This is a genomic window from Ligilactobacillus saerimneri (genome assembly GCF_036689625.1).
GTDB lineage: Bacteria > Bacillota > Bacilli > Lactobacillales > Lactobacillaceae > Ligilactobacillus > Ligilactobacillus saerimneri.
Window position 1 is genome coordinate 1,338,263 of sequence record NZ_CP144759.1, and the last position, 23,358, is coordinate 1,361,620.

Below are 23,358 nucleotides of genomic sequence, written 5' to 3' on the forward strand. Positions count from 1 at the left end.
TTAATTGTTAATTCAGGTTTATATCATTAAATATCTTAATCCTTTTTAGTAACTAATTGCACGTTGGGCATCCCAATTCCAGTGACGATAAAAAGTTCCTACTGATATGCTTTCTTTACGAGCTGTCCACGGATTGTTGTAATAAAGTGTTCCATTCTTGTAACCTGTTAAAGTCACTGAATGAGTTCCAAATCCATTGAAGTTAGCTAGCCATACCACCACCAAATGTCCATATAAGAGTTTATTTTGGATAGCTTGCATGCTAGCTCCTGTCATAATTTGACTGTGGCCTAAGTGCTTACTAATAACCGGTGCTACTCCTCCTGGTGCTACCCAATTACCATAACCATATGCCCTGAATGGGTTACCAACAAAGCCCCTATTAGGGTTGTTACTCCGCGGCATTTCATTCGCTAATTGGGTCTTGCTGGCATTTACGCCTGCATACCGAAGCATAGTTGCCACTGCCGTAATCTCACATCCCGTAGGTAGTTCTGGCCGTTGTGGAATCACATCTGCATTATGATAAACACCATAAATTGCGCCTGAACTATTATCAGCATAATATGTTACACGCCCGTTGTAGATTGTTCCGTATCTCATTCGTCCGTCATTTCCATAAAAGACAACCTTCTGCTGCTCAGGAATTGCTTGTAAGCCTGTCTTCATCGCTCCGCTGACTTTATCGAAGAGATACCAATAACCGTTAATCTTTTGTTGACCATATTGCATTTGGCCATTACTTGCGTAGTAAACGGTCTTCTTCTGGTTAGCTAAGTATTGGAAGCCAGTTTTCATGGCACCAGACCACTTATCGAAGAGGTACCAGGTCCATCCTTTGCCAATTCGTTGCTCGCCGTACTGCATCTGGCCCGTTTCCGGTTTATAATAAACGGTCCGACCATCTTTCAATTTTTGGAAACCAGTCAATACTTTATTTCCCGTTCCAAATAAATACCAATGACCCTTGATATTGGCTTCGCCAGGCCCATGAATCAAATCTCCCAGAGAGTTGAAAGTGTAACTTGCTTTATCAAGTATATATGCTTTGCCAACTATAAATTGGCCGTTAGAATCAATATAACTTAGCGTCTTTTTAGCAGTATTAAAAATCAGTTCACTAACATGCATTACTCCCGTATTTTGATCAAAGAAGTAGGTTGCATTGTTAATCCATTTTCGCCCTTTAACCATTGCACCAGAACCGTTTTCCAAATAATACCAGCGTCCATTGATTCTCTGCCAGCCGTATTGCATTTGACCATTTAAAGCATAATAAACAGTCCGTCCATTAGATAATTTTCTAAAACCAGTCAACATCCGGCCACTTCCCTGTTCCAGGAGGTACCACCGACCATTAATCTTTTGTTGACCATAGAGCATCCAACCATTATTGGCATAGTATACGGTCTTTTTGTCGTCTGGTAGATATGTGAACCCTACTGACATTTGCCCATTATTGCGATCAAAGTTATACCAGTGACCTGCGATTTGCTTTTGACCGCGGTACATAGCGCCAGATCCGCTTTCCAGATAGTACCAGTGACCATTGACCTGTTGCCAGCCATACTGCATCTGTCCATTTTTGTTGTAGTAAACGGTCTTTTTATACTTAGGAATATATTGGAAACCTGTCTCCATGGCACCACTCACTTGGTTAAACAAGTACCAGTGGCCATTGATCTGCTGTTCACCGTATTGCATTTGCCCATTCTTGGCATAATAAACAGTCTTCTTATATTCCGGAATGTATTGGAAACCTGTCTTCATCGCCCCAGTACTCTTATCAAAAAGATACCAAGTCCAACCGGAACCAATCTTCAGTTCTCCATGCGCCATTTGTCCATTTTGTTGGTAGTAAACTGTTCGGCCGTTGGCTAGCTTGCGAAAACCCGTTACCATTTTGCCACTATCTTTTTCAAAGAGGTACCAGTAGCCATTGATCCGTTGTTCACCATACAACATATGCCCATTGCGATCATAATAAGCTGTCTTCTTATCATCTGGTAACCATGTGAACCCCGTAGACATCCGCCCATTGTTGCGATCGAAATTATACCAATAGTTGCCGATCTTCTTTTGCCCCTTCGTCATTGCACCTGAATCAGTAGCAAAATAATACCAAGCACCATTCATTTGGCGCCAGCCATATTGCATTTGACCGACTTGATTATAGTAAACAGTCCGCCCATCACTTAATCTTTGGAAACCAGTCTTGAGGGCACCACTACTCCAGTCAAAGAGGTACCAGTAACCATTGATCCGTTGTTCATAGTACTGCATTTGCCCATTTTGATTGTAGTAGACGATTCGTCCGTCGGGGAGCTTTTGGAAGCCTGTTTGCATTGCCCCACTTCTTTGCGCAAAGAGATACCAGTGACCCTTGATCTTTTGTTCACCGTATTGTAGTTGCCCCTGGCTGTTGTAGTAGACATTTTTGTGTTGGCTAGCAATATACTTGACTCCGGTTTGCATAGCCCCGGAACTTTCATCGAAATAATACCAATGGCCATTAATTTGTTGCTGCCCGTACACCATCTGGCCCTGGCTATTGTAATAAACAACTCGGTTGCCTTGGGATAAATGTTGGAAACCCGTTTGTCGTTGTCCATTTTTGTACAAGTACCAATGACCATTTTCATACTTTTCTTGACTGACAGGTTGATCAAACCGATATAAAGAGTACGTATTGATCAAGTTAGTCAACTTGCTTGCATAAGTTGGATCGGTAGCGTATGCACCATAAACCCCATGACGGAGGTTTTGAGCTGCCTGTTGGTAACTACCAGCCCGCTTAGTGGAGTTGGGGAAATTACTCCGCAAAAGTTGTGCATAACGCACCAAGGAATCATAGTAACTGCTGTACTTCTGAAACTTAGCATAAACCGTGTGGTAGGCACCACCATAGAATTCTAACGTTGGCATCAAAACATACTCGCCGCGCCCATTGTACTTAACCCCAAATAAGTTATGCGCTTGGCGGGCTAATTGGCTCTGACCCCAGGCACTTTCCAAACCAGCTTGAGCAATCATCATCGAAGCATAAACCCCATATTCTTGGGAAACTTGCATAGCTGCACTGCCAATTTGGTTAACAAAATTACGCACTGTTGTTGAGGCATTAGTAACGCTAGGAATACTGTTAGAACTGTTGCTTACTCCTGATACGTTAGTAGCATTGGTTGCCTTGGCACCACCATTACCGGAAACATCATACGTGATGTCGCCACCATAGTTAATTTGTGGCTGGGTTACCTGCGTTTTGTTAGCAGCCAGTGCTGACGCGTTAACAACATTCTTCTTAACTACAACTTTGCTAACAGCTAGTCTTGCACTTGTATTTTGCTGCGTAGTTGCTTGTGTTGCTGTTTGTGTTGTAGTCGTTGCCGTCGCTGCCTCGTTAGCTGTGGATGTTGTGGTAGTTTGGCTCTTATCCACACTTGTAGCATCTTGAGCGTTTTCATTCGCCGGTTGGGATTCAGCAGCAGAAGCTGAACTAGTAGTATTATTGGCCGTAGTTGCTTGCGCTGTTGCAGCTACCGTTGGCTTTTCTTGTTGACTAGTACCACTTGTGGTTTTGGCTACTACTGCTACTGTGGTAGGGTCGTTTTGATTAACTGTATCCGCAGCCGCAAAATTGGTCGTCAGTTCTAGTCCTGCAACCAGTCCAAAAAAGACTAAAGGTGCAACAACCCACGACTTACCCGCTTTATACATCTTGAATCTTTTTTTGATATCTTTTCCTAACAAGTTGCTTTCATCTCCCGATTTCCTAAATTATTAACTATTCTTTAATTGTCTTTTCTTTTATAGTACGCAATTTTCTTTACGCTTGGCAATGCTATCGCCAATTTGTAGCTAATTTGTAACTTTAATTTTTAAAATAATTTCCATAATCAATGTTTTTGTAATCTTTGCTCGTTGAAACAAATTTTATGGGCTGATTTTGCTGACACAGATTTTTGTTTGTCCAGCTTGTTCAAACTAGACCCGTCATATTGAAAAATAGGTGCAAGCTACAACCAGCACCAATCAAGAATTTTACTGTTGGCCCGAGCACCTATCTTACTATATGTCAGGTATCCCTGCACAAAAGTAAAAGAATATAATTCGTTTGTTTTGAGAATGAAAGTTGGGTTTCGAAGAAAATAAAAAATCCCCATCCTTAATGGATGAGGATTTTTTATGCCAATAATAGCCCTCAAAGAACCTATTTTTTACAATTGTTGGAATTTCAAAAAATGTATCTCTTTCTCGTTAAAACAAGAACCAAATAGACTAATTCATTGACTTAATATACTCTCTATTTTCTCAGTTTAATTTAACAACAACTTTACCATTTATCATTTCACAATATCCTTTACTAGGATAAGCTGGCATGTCTATATATTTTTTATTTCGCCGTATGTTTGGATCATTATATTTCAACTTCATATCACGACCCAATATCCCGTAGAAATATTTCCTCACACTTTTATGATATGTCATGGAAGATTTTGAAGCTCCAGTCAGGGCATCATTAAATCTATCTCCAACCGAACTATTGTAGGCAGCCCTGGAACTTCCGAATTCTCCCATCAGTACAACTGGTGTCACCCCATTAGTATAACCTTTAGTACTATTTACATCCTTCCATATTGTTTGGGCATTTAAAGCAGTATTATCATAAACCAATTTTTTATATGTATATGCCCCGTTTGAATAAACAATGTTATTAAAACATATAAATGAAATAGATAATGCAGCTATACAATTAACTATTTTTCTACCATACCTTACTGGTTCTGCAGTTATATTTGTAAATATAAATGGCAATAAAAGTACTAAACAAAAAGCAAAAATCATCAATTGATGTATTGCCCCAAATGATACTAAAAATATAGCATTTAATGCTAATGGCATAAGTATAATACAAGGAATAATTATTATCATTGCTCCAATAAATGGTTTATTTGTCCTTATATATACAACAAAAGATAAAAGCAATACAAATACCATAAAATAGTAAACGTATACCATTGATTGTCAATTATAACCTGTAACATTGAAAAAAGTATCCCTAAAATAACTATACGCTTCAGGTATTGCCTTTAAAACCGTGTTAAAAGTCAACGAGCTCAATTTTCCAGCTCCATTATACTTTGTAGAGAGTCTCACCCTATAATGGTTAGCTACCAAATGCATCATCGAAATGTACATTATAATAGATAAAATAATTGCTAATATTTCCTTGAGTCCAATAATAAATACTCTTAAAACATCTTCCCAATTTTTTATTTCTTTAGATTTAATTATTAAAAAAGCAATAAATAAACCGATCGTCAAACAAATATATGCTTGATATAGTGCTAAACAGAGCATTATAGCTGTCGATGAAGTTATTATATTTATTCCATTTGGAAAAGATTTAAATGCATATACTGCAAAACAAGCTAATAACATAGCCATGCAATCAGCATCCGCATCAAAAATATATGTACAAAATAATGCAGTTAATGTAATGCTTGACGAGAATAGCATTGCAACGCATACGCTCTGCAATTTATTAAAATCTAGAATTTTTGTAACTAGTACAACAGCTATTGCAACATATATTGTACTCAATATTCCCATCATCCAAGGAGTAGCAATTTGTCTTACATGAACAAATAAGGGATATAGCCACCTTCCCAAAGCAATTTTATCTATCCCAGATGTCTCATAAAATTTCAATGAATCATGTGAATACATTAAATTCATGAAACAAAAACCATGTGCAATAATCATTAAAATTACAGAAATCAAGAAAACAAATTTGCTTTGTTGATCCCAAAAATCATCTAGTTTTTTCATTGTATCTCCAAAGAACCCCTATTTTGTTGTTAAATAATATTTTATTTATTTTTAAAATCAAGCTTATCAGCAAGTTGAACCCAATGTTAATATGCAATTAATTATGTGCAAAATAATTTCTTATAAAATACTACCTTTTAATTATCCTCACAAAAAAAACAGCTAACTCATATATCAACATATGAAATAACTGCCTCTTTTATTTTTAACTCAAACTTAGCAAAAACAAAGTCTTATGCTTTCTGTTTTAATTTATATAACTTATTCCCATTCAATAACTTTTTTGCACCACAACTATTGATATATCAATGGTTGTACAATGTTGGCAGAATTTTGGCAGACTAATTAAGCTGCTTTTTAATATGTTGATTTCCGTTAAATTCTATCCTATTTTCGTTATTGGGTTTAAAATTTATACTTCCTTCCATTCTATCCGCAAGAACGCTATCATTACGATTCCACATATGCGCATAATATTTTAATGTTATATCAGGACTAGAGTGTCCTAATCTTCTAGAAACAGTTAGCACATCTGCATTAAGCTCGTTGATAAGGTAACTGGCATGACTGTGCCTTAATCCCTTCCCTTGAATCGGATGAACATTAGCCAACTTAGAGTATCTGCTAATAATTCTTTGAATAGTTGATCTAGGAATAGGCTCGCCATCATATGATAAAATGAACTCACTTTTTATTAGTTCATGTTGGGCTTTCTTCCACCGCTTCAAGTATTTAACAGTTGTTCGATCAATACTGATGGTTCTCATACCACTAGAGGTCTTAGTGTAATCATTAATTTTGTAGTTGCTTTTATTTTTGTAATCAATATTATGATAAATTCTGACTATTCTTTTTGTGAAATCAACATCAGACCATCTAAGAGCCTGTCCTTCACCTACACGCATCCCCGTCATGAAATATAACCAAAGCAACATGAAGTTCATATGTTGTTCAAATATATCTATGCAACATTGAGAAATCACACTTTCAAACTCTTCTTTGGTCCAAAATGACTGTAATGCCCGTCCCTTCGGAATTGCTTTCGTTTTTTTAGCAACATTTTGGTTGATAAAGTCCATCCTTACAGCAAAATCTAGCACCTGTCTGAAAGCAACGTAATTCAAATTAGCATAAGAGGTTGAATAATTATTAAGTAACCAAGTTCGATATTTTTCACAATCTAAAACTGTTATCTCGCTAAGCTTCTTATCCCCTAAACTATCAACAATCCGCTCAAATGCTTTCTTATGTGACTCAAATGTTGACTGTAAGACATCTGCTTTATATTTAGGTATGAAAATTTCGTCCATAAATGTTTTTAGGGTAAGTCGGTAGTTTGCTTTACCACTTTGTTCTAAATATTGAACCTTTATTTTAGATAACTCAATATTTGCACTCAGAGCACTTTTAAAAGGCTTGCCATTTCTAGACCTCCTGGACTTTTTTGTGATTTTCTTCCCTGTAATAGGATCTTTGCCCAAATATGCTTGATAGAAGTAATTTCCACGGCTATCTTTATATACGCCAGGATATTTTGTGCTTTCAACAGTTGTTTTTCCCATAGTCATTTACCTCCTCATTCATGAGTGGTAAACCTATTATTTCTTCGACAACTGTTCTCGGAACAACACCTAACCGCTTATTATTATACATCGAATAACCTCGGCTAACCATTATTGACTTAGCTTCCCTAATTATCCTTCGCGCTTGATTTAACTTAAATCCTAGTTCTTCAACTAATTCAGTCGCAGTAATAGTCGTTTTTTGCATTGTCATCATCCTTTCAATATTAGATAATGACCGTGATAGTGACGCGCTAACTTACTATCACATAGCCATTGCCCCCAATAATTGCAATGGCTATTTTCCATTATCATTTTTTCCATAAGATTCTAAATCATCAATGCTGAATGCAACTTCTCTAGTGTGGTTAACATATTGATTCTCATACCGCTTTACTCGCTCATAAAGCATACTATCTGTACTTAACTGAACTTCAAAAATCCCATCATAAGTAAACTCTATCGTCACTCCAATTCTTCTTAACAACTGCTTAAAAGTATCAATATTCCGATCACTAACAAGCGTATTTTTATAAAAATCAAACGGACTATAAACCGTACAAACAAAAATCACTTTTGCCATAATCCGTGGATTGCGGTACCTAGCAACTGCTCGCTTCTCATAGTTCCACGGGTCCAATATCTGCAATAAATCATGGTACTTTAACACCCCTGGTCTAAGCTCATCAATAATCAACACTTCTTGTTGTCGCGGCCCCAGACCATTAAGTCCATCGAAAGGTGAGTTACTACCAGAGCAAATATAGTAAATTAATCCGTGTCTATCCGCCCAATTCTTGGCATATCGTGTCTTGCCTGTTCCACCAGGTCCAAAACACCAGATAATTTTAATTGGCTCACTTTTCTGTTCCATCTCGTATAACCATGTTTGATAATCCAACTCAATCCGCATAGCAAAAACATCTTCAATTTTTCTCCTATACTCACTCATCTTCGCAGCTCCGAAGAAAGAAATTTCTTCGATAGCTTCTTGTCGTGTGATCTTGCCTTCTCCCAACAGATCAAGCACATCATCTGGCGTCCGTAATCTTTCTTCTTGCTCTTGCATAAACTTTGAAAAATCAAAATTTGCGATAACTTCATTCACATCATATTGATATTTTTCACGTGAATTTGTAGTCCTATGGATCAAATAAGCAAACGCATTTTCGGCTGAATTTTTCGCCCCCTGTCCGCGCTTGGTCATGATCTCAAATTGCTGTGGTTTATCTTTGAATCTTTTTGCTACTGTATCGACTGTAACGCGCTTTCTAAACTGCAGTACTACATGATAATGTGATGCAACCAACTCTCCTTCTTTGTCAGTATCCTTGTCATGCTTGATCAAAGCCCACCTTAGCAAACCTTTTCTTCTCTCTAAAATCTCTATCTGCTCTCGCAATCTTTCTAGCGAAAGTGGAAGATACTTTACTTGCTGTTCATACATCAACACTGATGATCGCTTAACTGGGTTAAAATCTTCTTCAAATAACTTCTTTTTACTTGAAGTTTTCTTTGCTGTAACTTTATTTTTTACTTTCATGTCATCATCTTTTTCTCAATGTCTAGCTTTTATCTTTATGGCAGATTGTAAAATTTAAGTTGAACATTTTAGTGGACAGAAAAACCCATAAAGGTCTTTAATGGTGTCGTTACAACATTCCATTAGAAAGAAGGACCTTTATGGGCACCACTATCTTATCATTTTCAGACCGCATTGTCATCGAAACGCTTCGTCATGAAAAGCGATCTCTTCGATATATCGCTGATTACCTGGGCTTTAGTAAGACTACTATCTTTAATGAAATTCACCGGTTAAAGGGTGAATACCATGCGACTAGTGCGCAAGCCGACCACGAAACTAAACTTAGTTATCGTGGTCGTAAATGCTCATTAACGGCTAACCTCAAGCGACTAATCGAAGACAAGATCAAGATTCAGAAATGGTCAATTGAACAAGTAGCCCATGTGGTTAGGATCGCCTACAAGACTATCTATAACTGGGTCGATCAAGGACTTCTAGATATTCGGATGACTGATTTACCTGACCATGGTATTCGTCGTAAGCGTGCTAAAGAAACCCGTGGGACTTTCAGTCATGGTCGTTCGATTGAAGATCGTCCAGCTGAAGCTTCTGATCGTAATATTGCAGGCCATTTTGAAGCTGATACAGTTTTATCTGGCAAGCGCAAAGGTCAAGCAGTAGCCACGTTTGTCGAACGCAAGAGTCGCCTTACTATCGTTAAACGGCTTGGTGGACGAGATAGCACTTCAATGACTAAGGCTATCCTTGAGTTAGCTAATCAATTAGGAACTAATCTCAAGACACTGACGGTTGATCACGGGAAAGAGTTCGCCAACTACCAATCAATTGAGAAAAATACCGGCGTGCCGTTGTACTTTGCCCATGCTTATTCTCCGCATGAACGTGGTAGTAATGAGAATCGTAATCGAGTGTTACGGCGATTTATTCCTAAGGGTCAGCCAATTGAAGAGATTAGTGATGATGAATTGATTCAGATTAACTGGTATCTGAATTCACGGCCACTCAAATGTTTGAACTGGCGAACTCCAATTGAGATCTTTTTGCTTAATCTGCGTCATTAAATTTGTTCAAGTTATTTATTGCAATCTACCTTATGAAAAACCCCTTTTATATCAGCCTTCATGCTCATTTTGTGTCTTTATCGCGACTTAGAAACAAGCCCAGCAAAGTCGCGAAGTGACTCATCTTTTGAGTATTTTATGTCTTTACTATAAAAACTGTTTTCTTGTGCTTCTGTAAATGGCGGGCAAATGGGCAACTGCTCTTTGCTGTGGCAAAGCAGCCCCCAATGCCCGCCAAATAATGACCTGATGAATTTTTTCTACTTTTCTCTAACTATCAACCAAGTTCCCAGACCGCTTGTCTTAGTATCAAGTGGTGTCCACTTAGTCCTTGGAAAATTGTTATCTAGCCACTTCAAGAGATAGTCTTCACATCTCTTTTGAATGATGGCTGCAACCGTGCTGCTTCCAAAACAAGGAATAATAAACATCAATTTATTATCACGCTGGATAATCCTACCCTTACGGATCCAGCAATTAGCACTTCTTTCTTCACTGGCAACAACTTGCATACTCTCACTTGAAACTTGCCTTCTTAAAAGGCGGGTAATTTGTGCTGACTTAAGATCTAGCTTTAACTGTCCACTAAAAATATCGATTAATAACCAAACGATTAATAACACACTTAAAATGGTTACGATATATAACAAAAGTGTCGTAAAGTGATGCACTTTTGTCACAAAATAATTCAATTGAGTAGCAAAATGTATCTTTCCAGATACACTCAACAAATTAGCGATATACTCAATAATTTTTACTAATACGTACTCACAAATCAGGTAAAATGTTCCTAACACCAGATATATCAAGGACCAGAGCTTTCTAAAATAGAGCAAACTCCCACCCCCTTGGTTCATAACTTTAAAATAAGGTGATGCAAAACTGTATTAACTCGTTACACTTTCCACACATAATGCAACAAATGTGTTGCATTATGAATCATCTTTGTTACAAAAGTGTCGTAAAATGATGCACTTTAGTAGCAAAATGTATCTTTCCAGATATACTTAGTAAGTTAGCAATGTATTCAATAATTTTTACTAATACATACTCACAAACTAGGTAAAACGTTCCTAACACCAGATATATCAAGGACCAGAGCTTTCTAAAATAGAACAAACTCTCACCCCCTTTGTTCGCACCTTCAAATAAAGTGATTCGAAAGTGTATCAAAATTGTATTAATTTGTTACACTTTCCACACATACTTGATGTGCTTCGCTACAAAAGTGTCGCACAATGATCCATTTCTGTTACAAAAGTGTCGCATATATGAACTCTTTTGATCCTTTGACGGTAGCAACAACTCATTTTTCGTGATCAAAAATCTTTTAGTATACCATTTTTCAAAATCAAATAATTTAAACTCGCTGTCAAACTAATTGACACTTCTAGTCTTCAAAACGACCGCATAACCTTTAGTCTAAAATTGTCGGAGTCAACACAGGCTCAATCCCTGCATAACGTGGATCACCAGCAATGCTTAGTATTCCAGAGCCTTTACCACCAATTGGCACCATAGGCATCTCACTAAGCTCAGGGAACAAAAAACGCGTATTTTCTGAATTAATCCGCCCTAACTGAACTCTTAGCGAAATACTATCCCTAACAATGGTCGGTAAATACTCCGCACGGGCTGACTGCATCGACAAGACGAGATATACTCCCGCTTCTCTCCCTAAAACAATTAACCGCGTTAATGTATCTTGAAAGTCCTGCTTTACCTGCCTAGTAGCTCCAGTCATCAAGGCTGCCAACTCATCAATGAAGATGAAAATCGGCTTAAGTCCGATCTCTCTGTAATCAGTGGAAACCTTCTTAGTAGCTTGGTATAGCTTGCCTTGCCGCAAATACATCTGGGCTTCTACCTTTTTCAAAGTACTAACCACTTCCTGGAGAAATTTTCCCCCAATACCACCGCTTCCTCCTTGATCAACAAAGGATGGAATGATAATACCTTTTGCACTTTGGTTTTTAGCCAACCGAGCTAAATCACTTCCCTTAGGATCAATCGCAACTGTATCACCTATCAGTGAACACACCGTGAAAAGATACTTTAAAAAGTAACTTTTGCCGCTACCACTCACACCCGTAATAATCGCATGAGGTGAGCGCACGAAGTCCCAAGATAAAATATCCATAATAGAGATTCCGCCTGTTTGTCTATACCTGCCTGCAAGCTCCGAAATAGTTCCCTTTAACCGCTGTGGCTTTCCTTTTCTAGCAGGGATAAATAATCCCCTAGATTGGGAAGGCGAACGGTTTCTAAGCGTGATTACCTGCATCGTAAGCGGACGAATTAAAGTGTACATCGGCGTCAATGCCAGGTTTAAGATCGTGAAAAGTCTATTATAGAAGGCTTCATCAATAACATAAGTAATCGGATAAATCGGAATAAAAATAAATCCCCCTTCAACTTCTTCAACCTCATACTCAGCATTTTGATTGGCATCCGAAAAAAGCGTGTACATAATCACGCTTTTAATATAGGTAACAGTTTCAGTAGATCTAACTTCTTCTGATGGAAAAAGCATCACTTACTCTTTACCCCTTTAGCTCGCACATAGATCTCCGAGCCAATAATGCACCCTTCTGGAGAAATCAACTCAATTTCCGCCAAATCTTCAACGTCCTTTGTCAAACTGTAATCAGCTGGCAACTTAACAGCTTGCACCCCTAGACCTGGGTAGTAGACCCATAACCGCTTACTTTCGATCTCGCCCGACTCAACTGGTCGACCAGTCTCAGCATCAAATTTTAGCCTTGCCTCTAACCCCGAACCGAGTAAAACCCGCGGTGTAACACCGCTAAACTGCGCTTGATAGTTTTGCTCTGTATACCCTGAGAAATTTTGAATTTTCATAAAAATTCTCCTTAAAAATTATTTGTTTGCATCAGATCTGATGGTTTAATCATACCTAAAACTTAAAAATCATGTTGTCAACTTAATTTCAAAAGCACCTTATAAACGTTGCTATGAAGCGATTTTGATTTTCAATTTTTGGTTTAAATTTATTTGACTTCAAGTTGACACACAGAAGGTGAAAAAGTTAGTAACTTATACTTCAGAGAGCTAACAGTTTCAAATAGCTCTCAGAAAATCATATTAAAAAGGAGTGTCCATCATGACAAAATACTTTTTTAAGAAAGACGAAGTGAGCCCATATTTTTCAACTGTAGACCCGTTTTATGGGGTACCTCAGGTACTCAAGCAACCAGACCCATTGCATGCGGAGCCCGTTTCACGTATTGAGGGTGTTTTATACGATTCCCAAAAAAATTTACTTTGGCACTCAATTAATCGCGTTACAGCCATCATCAATGATGGGTTGTTGCCTCACCAATTCGCTGCCATCTTAGAAGAGAGCCTCATTGTGGGGTTGAAAGAAAGGAAGGGCGTTGATGCCATCGGGCGAAAAGCAAAGGAGTTGGGGAAAGAAGGAATCAATTACAAGTTTCTTCGTTCCTCTGGAGAACTTTACTTAGCAGATGACTTATTGCATGACGTTTTTTGCTATTTTAAGAGTGAGTTACCCCTGAAAACTTCAAAGAGGATCACGCACCTAGAAAATCCATCTTTTGAAAGCATGAAAAATACACTTGCCGACGTTATTTTGACCTCCCGGACGCGCAGTTTGAAACATCAGGAAAGTTCTTCTGAAAAAGAGGAACTTTCTGAAGTACTTGAAGCTTTTGTGCCAGCTGAATTTATTGAAGCTGCAACAGCTGATATCTTTGATATTATTGCTAAAAACGATGAAATCAGGAACAATTTTTTAGTTAAACGTCTGGAATCATTATCGAACTCATTTGAAGAATCACATAAAAAATCAGGTAGCTACGGGGCCCAACGTCCTGAAAATCCGCAGGAAGTGTGGGAAAGTGCTTTTAAGCTAGCTTACTTTAAGCTGTATTATTTTGGTGTGACTCACCCCTGCGAAGGGCTTGATGATCTCATTTTAAGTATCTACGAGATTCCCTCAAAGCTAACAGCCTCTAAAAAAGATTAACAAAAAAGCGATGGTGTACCCCCCATCGCTTTTTTACTACCTACTATTATTCAACTATCTCCAACTTAGGCAGACTATTAACCAAGTCCACTGTTTGGACTGAAACATTAATAATCCGCAACAAGAGATTAAATATATACTTTGGATCATCGCTGAAATCGTTCGGGTCGTCCGTGATTCCTGACTTCTTATCAGTTTTAACCCGATATTGATCCATAATCCACTCAATAGCTGAACGACCATTAACTACATATTCATATGCTTTTTCAGGAATGTTTTTAATTGTAAGATCTGTATTAAAAATGATTGTAGACCGATCTTTCTCAAGTTTGCCTGTCTCAGAATTTCTGACTTTGGCAAACTTCATCTTCTTAACTTGGTAACTTGGATCAGTTTTACTTTCAATTGAAATCTCTTCATACATAGGTACTTCTTCATAATTAAGATGTAAATCCATAAGTTTCTTGCCGATTTCTACATACTTTTCTTTCTCCTTGACAATTGGAATTCTAGCTAAATCCTTCTTTAAATCATTAGCATACTTTTCTTGGTATTCCCTTGAATTAAGCAAGCCATATACATAGGCAAAAGTATCATCTAAGGATACACCTAATTTTTGAGCAAAATTCACGTTTAAATTGCTATTATTGGAAATAAGCAATCCTTCATCAACAGAATTATCATAACGCATAAAACTCTGTCCTGTATCCAGAGTATGTGCATTAGGAATCAATCCTGTTATTAGTACAGAAAAATTTCTCCCAGCTCCACGTCCTGTTGTTATAATAGCTAAATTAGATTCTCCCCACTGCTTATAAAATTTTCCTGGACGATGAATTAATTCACGATCATAATACATATATTTTTTAGCAAAAGGCCTATATAAAGTTTCGACAATCTTATCATTATAAAATTCAATAGGAACATTATTTATCGCTTTTTTTTCTAGTTCACTAGTCCATTTTATATAGTTTGCATTTTTGTTAAGAGCTGCAACAGTTCTTTGCCCATCCAGTGAATTATTAACTCTTTCTCTTTCAAGGTTATAGTTTGCAATCATCTTACTTACATTTTCTAGCAAAGCCTTGTTACTAAAATTAATAACCCATGAATCTCTGCCTGTTCCAACTCCAATAGCTCCACATGAAAAAACTCCATTTTTTGCATTTGCGATTGAATAGTATCTTTGATAAGCGGGATCTCGCTGATTAATCCAATCATTGTTTTCATCAGGAGTAATTTCCGTCCAATCAATATTTTTAATTGAACTAAAATCGCTAATGATCTTCAATTTATCTTTTTGACTAAGATAATCACCAATATCATGATAATGAATTTCATGATCATCTGAACCGTCTTTAACTAAAATACTTATCGCAATCGGAGCTCGGCTTCCTGACCCAAAAATCTTTCCGCCTTCTTTACGCGACTGTTCCCCAGAAGTGCGCTGATTTCCCCGTAAATTAAAGATATATAAATGGTTGAACTCTTCATACAATGAAGCTCTTAACCCATCTGTGGTTTTAGTATCTAGGAAACTTCCATTAGTTACAAAACCTATAACACCTTTGCCAGCTAGTCTATCAGTTGCCCATCTGAATGCTTTTACATAACTGTCCATCAATGCATTCTTAGCATTTGATGACGCTTTTTTAAAATAAGTATCACGAATATTTTTTTCTAGAATTACGTAGTGTTGGTTAGCATTATTATCATTCTGACTCTTTTGTCCTACAGAATATGGTGGGTTGCTGATAATCGCTGTGATTGGTTGTTCCTGTTGCTTCTTTAGTCGTTCATTATTTTCACCAAGAAGTTCATCCATAAATGAATTTTCGCGCTCAGTACTTTCGAAAGTATCAGTTAAAACAATTCCCTCAAACGGTTGATAACCCCGCTCAGGTCCATTAACTTCATCAAAAACGGCTTCAATATTGATAGAAGCAATGTAATAGCTTAACAGGATAATTTCATTGGCATGGAGTTCATTGTTATATTTATGTTGAATATCTTCAAACGTAATCTCTCCCTGATCCATTTGCCGTTTGAGATATTGGAGTGTTCTGGTAATAAAGGTCCCTGTACCTGTAAATGGATCCAAAACATGAACGTTCTTACTTGATAACCTTTTACCAAAGTGTTTATTCAAGGCATAGTCAACAGATTTAACAATAAAATCAACTACTTCAACAGGAGTAAAGACAATCCCTAGCTGTTCAGTGGTTTCCTTGAAACCTGTTCTAAAGAACTTATCGTACAAGGTGACAATGATTTTTTGCTTAGCTTCGGCATTATCAATCCCTGATGCTCTCAGTTTCACTGATTCATAGAATGGGGCTAGCTCCTTTTGTTCCCGGTCAAAACCAAAGACAGAGAAAGCTGATACCACATCATTCATCGCATGAGATACTGGGTTATCTCTAACAAAGCTATACCCTTCAAATAAAGCTTCAAAAATTGGTTGAGTAATTAAATGCTGGGCTAACATCTCGATCGCCTGTTTTTGATCCACAGAGGAATTGATATTATTTTGCAGACTCTTCAAAAAGACATCAAAGGCTTGCTTTGCCCCTGGCTGACTAGTAATCAGATCATTAATCTTAGTAATGTGACGTTTGGCAATTTCAGCAACGTCTTTGGACCAATCTTCCAGGTAACGGCGGTCACCAACTTTTTGCACGATCTTACCATAAAATGCCTGTTCTAAATCAGATACTTTTTCTAAATTCAACGATAGCTGTTCTGGATCGCGGTGTGTTTTTTCGTTACCATTATCGCTATTATCGTTATTGTCCTTATTGTTATTTTCACTAACAGTATTATCTGGTGGATTTTTAATATCAGTAAAACTGATTTTCTTTGGTTTCCGCTTATTCAATTCCAACTTGTTGATTTCGGCTTCAAACCGTTCGTCAACCGAACGCAATGCGTTTAACACCTGCCAGATTTGTTTAAAACGGTCATTATTATCCAGCGCTTTAGTTGGATCAGCACTATTGTCTAAAACAATCGGTAAGACCACATAGCCATATTCCTTACCTTCAAACTTCCGCATAATCCGTCCCACGGCTTGCACAATATCAACTTGGGACTTTTTCGGACTAAAGAAAATCACTGCGTCCAGGTTAGGAACATCAATCCCTTCGGTTAAGAAGCGCACATTGGACAGAACACGGGCTTCATTTTCAGGAATATCATCACTCAACCAGTCCAATGCTGTCTTTTTCTGCAAAGCATTCAAAGAACCATCTACGTGCTTCACATTAACAGAATAACTACCATCACTAACTTCATTTAAATAATCATTAACAACATCATTAAACTCGTTAGCAATTTGTTCAGAGTGAGCAATCGTATCAGTAAAGGCAATCGCACGCTTCATCGGTGCTCCCTCAACAGCACCATTTTTTCCTGTCCGCTTAACCATTGCATTCCAAACACCGATGATTTTACCCACATCATCTGTTTGCAACTCACTGGTATCATTTGCCATGATGCTTTGCATACTCTTATTGATGAAGTGCTCGTCAACACTAATGATGGAAACTTTATAGTCTGTTAGGTAACCTCTGGCAACTGCATCACCGAAACCTAAACGGAAAATTTCCTTACCATAAATATCCTCATCATCCATTGATGCCAGTTCAATACTTTGATCGTCAGCTTTCTTCTTGGCATCCGCCCCATAGATCTTAGGAGTAGCGGTTTGGTAGAGTCTACTCCCCCCGCCACATATTTATCGTGGTGGACCTTGTTGAAGACACTCGAATTACCCTGCGCATTCGCACCAGTTGTTCTATGGGCTTCATCAGCAACAATCAAATCAAACTTCGGATAACCCGCCTGTTGGGCATTATGAATTACATCAATTGATTGATATGTAGAAAAAATTACTGTCATTGTTTTCCCAGCATGATGTTTTACTTGGGCATAGTTTGCCATCAGTTCATCAACATCTGTTGTCGCTGGAAAACCAACATCTCTAGCACTCAGATCCTCTTGTCCCATTTTCTTCTTAGTAGCTTTTTTATCAGAAACTACTGAAAAAGAAACCATGGTGATATCATCATCTTTATCTGAATTCCAGTTGAATAAGGTTTGGGATAATAACTGAATACTTGGCACCAAATACAAGACGTTATAGTTATCTTTCCCCGCCTCGTTCATCATTGCTTCCGCAATCTTCAAACTGGTAAAAGTTTTCCCGGTCCCAGGTGCCATAATCAACTTACCCCGATCATGATCCTTGAAGTATGCCAGAGATCTTGCGATTGCTTCTTCTTGATAATCTCTTAACTTCTTTGGCTTCCGTTGTAAGTTCTTTGCGTAAGAATCAAAGTCGAACAATTGCCAATCAAAGTTTGCGGCTTGTAATTGCGACAGTCCGACGATCGCAATATCTTTGGATAAGCCTTCGGTTGCTTTCTTGGCATTCCGATTCCATTCATCAGTTGCAGAAACAATCATCCCATCAGTATAGTAATTCTTGCTGGTTTCGGCAATGAATGAATTAATCGTATTCTTACCAACTTTGCCTTTATAGTATTTAGCTTGAACTGCGGTTAATTTCCCCGTCATCCGATCACGGGCAACAATATCAACCCCAGTATCTTGCTTAGAAATATGATATTTTTCAGGAACTTCATTCAACATCCAAACATCACTGTACTTATTTTTAAAAGCTGGTTCATTTTTTAAATAAGCGACAACTAGTTTTTCAAATGCCGTTCCCCGATCACGCTGATTAGTCATATAGCTATCAATCTGACTAACTAGTTCATTAAACGTACTCATTTGTTTTCCTCCATAAATATGTATATTCACATTGTATACTTTCTAACTCATCAAAAAAAAGATCCAACACAAAATTTGTGGTGGATCTTTTTTAGCTTTGGCAGACTTTTGGCAGACTACCATATCATTTTTAGTAAATTTTGGTTAGAAGTTGTGCCCGAAAACGTTGTTAAATAGGCTTTCCTCTCTCAAGTTGCATTAGCAACTTATTCCCATTCAATCGTTGCCGGTGGCTTGGAAGTAACATCGTAGACTACGCGGTTCACGTTGTCGACTTCGTTGACCATCCGGACAGAGATTTCTTGGAGGACATCCCATGGTAATTGGGCAAAGTCAGCTGTCATCCCATCAATAGATGTCACTGCCCGAATGCCGATAGTGTAGTCGTAAGTCCGACCGTCACCCATAACCCCAACAGAACGAATCCCTGGGAGAACAGTGAAGTATTGCCATACTTCCTTGTCCAAACCATGCTTAGCAATTTCTTCGCGTAAAATTGCATCAGTGTCACGCACAATGCGGAGTTTTTCTTCAGTAATTTCACCAATTACGCGGATCCCTAAACCAGGACCTGGGAATGGTTGCCGCCATACTAATTCATGCGGAATACCTAACTTTTCACCAAGTTCACGGGTTTCATCCTTGAACAAGGATCGTAATGGTTCAATCAACTTGAAGTGCAGGTCTTCTGGCAAGCCCCCAACGTTATGGTGGGACTTAATCGTTTGGGCTGTATCTGTCCCTGACTCGATGACGTCAGTATACAGTGTTCCTTGAGCCAAGAAGTCAACATCCTTGATCTTCAAAGCTTCTTCGTTGAAGACTTCGATAAATTCATTACCGATAATCTTCCGTTTTTGTTCAGGATCAGTAACCCCGGCTAACTTGCCTAAGAAGCGGTCCGCAGCATCAACCTTGACAATGTTAACCCCAAGATCACGGCTCAAAGCATCCATTACTTGTTGTGCTTCGTTCTTCCGCAGCAAACCGTGGTCAACAAAGATACAAGTCAACTGATCGCCAATGGCTTTGTTCAACAGCACAGCAGCTACACTAGAATCGACCCCACCAGAAAGACCTAAAATCACCTTCTTGGAGCCAACTTCTTCTTTAATCTTGGCAACTTGTAAATTAATGAAGTCATCCATCGTCCAGTTAGCTTCGGCACCACAGACATCAAAGGCAAACCGTCGTAAAATATCTAAACCGTACTGAGTATTCCGAACTTCAGTGTGGAACTGCAAGCCATAGAACTTCTTAGCATTATTAGCCATCGCTGAAATTGGGCAGTTAGCACTTGTAGCCGTAGCGGTAAAGCCAGCTGGTACTTCAGTAACCAAGTCCCCGTGACTCATCCATACATACTGGTCTTTAGGCAAGTCTTTGAACATTACCGCATTGTCGTCAGTAACCTCAATATCTGCCCGACCGTATTCAGAATCCTTTGCTGATTCAACCTTACCACCTAAGTTGTGGGCCATCAGCTGCATCCCGTAACAGATCCCCAAAATTGGAATACCTAACTTATAGATATCTGGATCAACTGTGAAGGCTCCGTCTGCATAGACGCTGTTCGGACCACCTGAGAAGATAATACCCTTAGGGTTAATCTTCTTAATCTCCGCAGCTGTAATCTTATGGGATAACAGTTCAGAGTAGATCCCAAAGTCCCGGATCCGCCGGGTAATCAATTGATTATACTGGCTCCCAAAATCAAGCACAATGATTTTGTCGAAAGCCTGCATATCCACATTTGCCAAGATATTCACCTCATCATTTCTCAAGAATTATTGCTTTTTTCTATTGTACAGTAATGGAAATATATCATCAAGTTAGGACGATTAGCAAGATTTCTTGCCGAGTCCTAATAATCACGTCTTGCGCAACCACAGTTCATTAACCCGATGTTCGACTCCTTTGCGAATAATCAAATTAGCTCGGTTTCGTGTCGGCAGGATGAACTTGTGCAGGTTAGTATGGTTAACCTTCTGCCACACTTGCTTAGCAAAGGCAAAAGCCTCCTTGCGGTCTTGTTGAGCCAAGTCATAATAATAATTCGTTGGGTCCTGAAAGGCTGTATCCAATAGCATCCCAAAGCGTTCCAAGTACCACTGCTGTATCAAGCTCTCCGGGGCGTCAATATACAATGAAAAATCAAAATAATCACTGACATAGATCTGCTGGTTGGAGGGCAACTGCAAGACATTGATCCCTTCAACGATTAAAATATCTGGACTAGCCACTGTATCATACTCGTCAGCGACAATGTCATACACCTGGTGCGAGTACCGGGGAGCATAGGCTGGGCGCCCATTTTTTACATCATCGATAAAATTAATCAGCCGCTGCATGTCATAACTTTCGGGGAAGCCTTTCCGATCCATAATTCCCCGCCGTTGCAACTCCGCATTAGGATAAAGAAAACCGTCCGTAGTGATCATTTGAACCTTTTCTTGTGGCAAAAGCTTGCTCAAAAGAATCTGCAAAAGTCGCGCTACTGTGCTCTTGCCAACGGCTACTGAACCAGCAATCCCGATGATAAAGGGATTGGGTTGTTCCGTGATACCTAAAAATTTAGTTTGATCCCGGTTTAAAGCCCGATGATTGCGTAAATATACCCGCAATAAATGGACTAATGGCATATAAACTTCGGCAACGTCGCGTAATGAAATGCGGTCGTTCAGCGACTGAATCTGTTGGAGTTCATCTGCAGTTAAAGTCGCTACCATTTCACCCGTCCGAAGGCGTTGCCACTCGTCCCGAGCCAGCCGATAATAATTTAATTGATCTTCCATCTTTAATATTTATTTCTCCTGCATCTCTGCTCAATAATGCCAAAATTATAGCATATTCTTAGGCAAACAACACAAGTTACCCCATCAGAAAAGTGAAAGCGTTAAGAAAAACGGCTTCTCTGCCTAACCATTTCCTCTCGCTTCCACTTTATTCATAAAAACTGGTCTTAATTATTTGTTGTTTGACTTGTCGTCGTTACCCGCTTAGCTTCAGGCAAAGTTATCGTTGGCACTTGGTTATACTGGCTGAACTTGCCCTTGAGACTCTGCGTTTGGGCCACCTTAGTTCCATCTTTAGTTGTCATCTTGATCTTGCCTTGGTATGACTGTGGCAACAAACTATGCCGATCGATCACAATCTGATAGTCAAAGGATTCAACATTCATCTGATCAATCACAGCCCCCATTCCGGAGTCATTCCCAGGATTGCCAACGCCTAGTGCGTCCTTGACCATCTCGGTTGCACTATCACCATGCCCCCGGTAGGTTAATATGTACTGCCCTTTACGCGTTTTCACATGGAGCTTACTACTTGTTGCCATCCGCTTGAGTAGGCTCACTGCTGCATATTGATCTTTTTGGGTATCAAAGTCAAACCCCGCTTGATTAGCTGCTGTTTTGACCCACTGCCCATCATTGGGTTTGGTATATACATCATAATCATTTAAATATACTGGGGCAGCACTGGTCTTTTTTCTAGTAACAATAGTCGTCTCAATCCGCATAATGTCCGGTTTCTTCTGGTAGGCTACCGCCATCGTATACTCATAATTTTCCGTTTTTTTACGCTTTTTGCTCGTTGTCGTTGATTTGACCCGTGAGTTTAGTGTTACTTGTAAACTTTTTTGCTTATTGAGCTTTCCAATCGTCCGTTGCGCAAGCTTTTGCGCCTGCTGTTCATTGCCTGAATTAGTAGTATTTGCCGTACTACTACATGCACTCAGAACTCCAGCCATCATCAAAACCAGGCTGAAGACCAGGCGATACTTTTTGGTTAGCATTATTCCACCATTCCTTTCACGCTTAATTTTATCATACAGTAAGTTTTCAACAGCTTGACACGCTAGTGCTAAAATATAGATAAACTTAAATGCGTAAAATCAGATAAAGAAAGGAATGACTTTCAATGCATAATATCGTCTTATTTGGCGACAGCATCACTGCTGGTGTGATTAATGGCTTCCCTTCCCCCCTCTTTTCACGAATGATTCGGGATGCCTTGGGCACCTATGAAATCATCAATCGTGGTGGTATCGGTGACCAAGCCCGAACAGCCTTGACCCGGCTACAAACCGACGTTCTCAGTGCTAATCCCCAAGTCGTTGTTATCTTTTTTGGTACCAATGACTGTGCCGACCCTAATACCAGTCCGAAAGATTTTCAGACAGCCTTGCAAACAATGATCGACAAAATTGGTCGCCAACGCTGTGTCCTCGTCACTCCCGGAATCACCAGTAGAGACGCCCAACAAGCAACACCGTTATTTGTCACAATGAACCAGTATGTCCAAGTAGTTCTAAAAGTTGGGCAAGCTAATAAAATCCCCACCCTCAATTGGCAACAAGTCTGCCAGCAATATTCTTCTGACAAACTTTTACAAGCTGATGGCATTCACTATTCCAAGGATGCTTATCGCCTGTTAACTAACCACCTGTTACCTCTGATTAAGACCCAACTCAACCGCAATTAGTCGGTTATTAAAGAAAGTGAGTGGGAAATATTAGTAATAAAAGCGGGGCTGGTGAGAAAACAGTGTTTT

15 protein-coding genes and 1 pseudogene are annotated in these 23,358 nt (G+C 38.9%); 3 read left to right on the forward strand and 13 right to left on the reverse strand.

What is annotated here, in order from left to right:
• Positions 1-45: 45 nt before the first annotated feature.
• The 6 genes from V3C97_RS06560 to V3C97_RS06585 all read right to left on the reverse strand — a co-directional run bounded on the left by V3C97_RS06560 (position 46) and on the right by V3C97_RS06585 (position 8,937).
• Entirely contained in the window at positions 46-3,717 is a 3,672-nt protein-coding gene (locus tag V3C97_RS06560) for a glucosaminidase domain-containing protein (protein ID WP_422392861.1), read from the reverse strand.
• A gap of 594 nt (positions 3,718-4,311) precedes the next feature.
• Positions 4,312-4,998, reverse strand: coding sequence for a hypothetical protein (locus V3C97_RS06565; RefSeq protein WP_338434046.1), 687 nt, complete (start codon positions 4,996-4,998; stop codon positions 4,312-4,314).
• Between the two features lie 27 nt (positions 4,999-5,025).
• Positions 5,026-5,832 carry a glucosyltransferase domain-containing protein gene (locus tag V3C97_RS06570; protein WP_338434047.1) on the reverse strand — a complete coding sequence of 269 codons (807 nt, stop codon included), beginning with the start codon at positions 5,830-5,832 and terminating at the stop codon, positions 5,026-5,028.
• Between the two features lie 341 nt (positions 5,833-6,173).
• Positions 6,174-7,394 carry a tyrosine-type recombinase/integrase gene (locus V3C97_RS06575; protein ID WP_338434048.1) on the reverse strand — a complete coding sequence of 407 codons (1,221 nt, stop codon included), beginning with the start codon at positions 7,392-7,394 and terminating at the stop codon, positions 6,174-6,176.
• Positions 7,375-7,602, reverse strand: a complete 228-nt coding sequence (locus V3C97_RS06580; protein WP_338434049.1) for a DUF3173 domain-containing protein — start codon at positions 7,600-7,602, stop codon at positions 7,375-7,377. The genes V3C97_RS06575 and V3C97_RS06580 overlap by 20 nt, the downstream gene beginning before the upstream one ends.
• A 90-nt stretch (positions 7,603-7,692) precedes the next feature.
• Positions 7,693-8,937: a Rep family protein gene (locus V3C97_RS06585; protein ID WP_338434050.1), complete on the reverse strand. Its 1,245-nt coding sequence runs from the start codon at positions 8,935-8,937 to the stop codon at positions 7,693-7,695.
• A gap of 140 nt (positions 8,938-9,077) precedes the next feature.
• Between V3C97_RS06585 and V3C97_RS06590 the strand changes: the two genes are divergently transcribed.
• The gene (locus tag V3C97_RS06590; RefSeq protein WP_003709292.1) at positions 9,078-10,001 is read left to right on the forward strand and encodes an IS30 family transposase; all 924 of its coding nucleotides are present in this window, start codon (positions 9,078-9,080) and stop codon (positions 9,999-10,001) included.
• A gap of 260 nt (positions 10,002-10,261) precedes the next feature.
• Here the strand turns inward: V3C97_RS06590 and V3C97_RS06595 are convergent, their stop codons facing one another.
• The 3 genes from V3C97_RS06595 to V3C97_RS06605 form a co-directional block, all read right to left on the reverse strand.
• Positions 10,262-10,837 carry a hypothetical protein gene (locus V3C97_RS06595; protein ID WP_338434051.1) on the reverse strand — a complete coding sequence of 192 codons (576 nt, stop codon included), beginning with the start codon at positions 10,835-10,837 and terminating at the stop codon, positions 10,262-10,264.
• A 581-nt stretch (positions 10,838-11,418) separates the two neighbouring features.
• A complete protein-coding gene (locus V3C97_RS06600; protein WP_338434052.1) occupies positions 11,419-12,537 on the reverse strand; it encodes a hypothetical protein in 1,119 nt (372 codons plus the stop codon).
• On the reverse strand, positions 12,534-12,863 hold the full coding sequence (locus V3C97_RS06605; protein WP_338434053.1) for a hypothetical protein: 330 nt from the start codon (positions 12,861-12,863) through the stop codon (positions 12,534-12,536). Before V3C97_RS06605 ends, V3C97_RS06600 begins: the two co-directional genes overlap by 4 nt.
• A 262-nt stretch (positions 12,864-13,125) precedes the next feature.
• Here V3C97_RS06605 and V3C97_RS06610 point away from each other — a divergent pair, with 262 nt between their 5' ends.
• Entirely contained in the window at positions 13,126-14,010 is an 885-nt protein-coding gene (locus V3C97_RS06610) for a hypothetical protein (protein ID WP_338434054.1), read from the forward strand.
• A gap of 46 nt (positions 14,011-14,056) precedes the next feature.
• Here V3C97_RS06610 and V3C97_RS06615 read toward each other — a convergent pair.
• The 4 genes and pseudogenes from V3C97_RS06615 to V3C97_RS06635 form a co-directional block, all read right to left on the reverse strand.
• Positions 14,057-18,804 (reverse strand): annotated as a pseudogene (locus V3C97_RS06615) (type ISP restriction/modification enzyme).
• Between the two features lie 206 nt (positions 18,805-19,010).
• Positions 19,011-20,549, reverse strand: a complete 1,539-nt coding sequence (gene guaA, locus V3C97_RS06625) for a glutamine-hydrolyzing GMP synthase (protein WP_422392862.1) — start codon at positions 20,547-20,549, stop codon at positions 19,011-19,013.
• A gap of 126 nt (positions 20,550-20,675) precedes the next feature.
• The gene (coaA, locus tag V3C97_RS06630) at positions 20,676-21,599 is read right to left on the reverse strand and encodes a type I pantothenate kinase (protein ID WP_180848695.1); all 924 of its coding nucleotides are present in this window, start codon (positions 21,597-21,599) and stop codon (positions 20,676-20,678) included.
• A gap of 167 nt (positions 21,600-21,766) precedes the next feature.
• Positions 21,767-22,600, reverse strand: a complete 834-nt coding sequence (locus tag V3C97_RS06635) for a DUF6612 family protein (RefSeq protein ID WP_338434058.1) — start codon at positions 22,598-22,600, stop codon at positions 21,767-21,769.
• 125 nt (positions 22,601-22,725) lie between these two features.
• On the opposite strand from V3C97_RS06635, the gene V3C97_RS06640 reads away from it, so the two are divergent.
• Positions 22,726-23,289: a GDSL-type esterase/lipase family protein gene (locus tag V3C97_RS06640; protein ID WP_278838190.1), complete on the forward strand. Its 564-nt coding sequence runs from the start codon at positions 22,726-22,728 to the stop codon at positions 23,287-23,289.
• Positions 23,290-23,358: the final 69 nt, after the last annotated feature.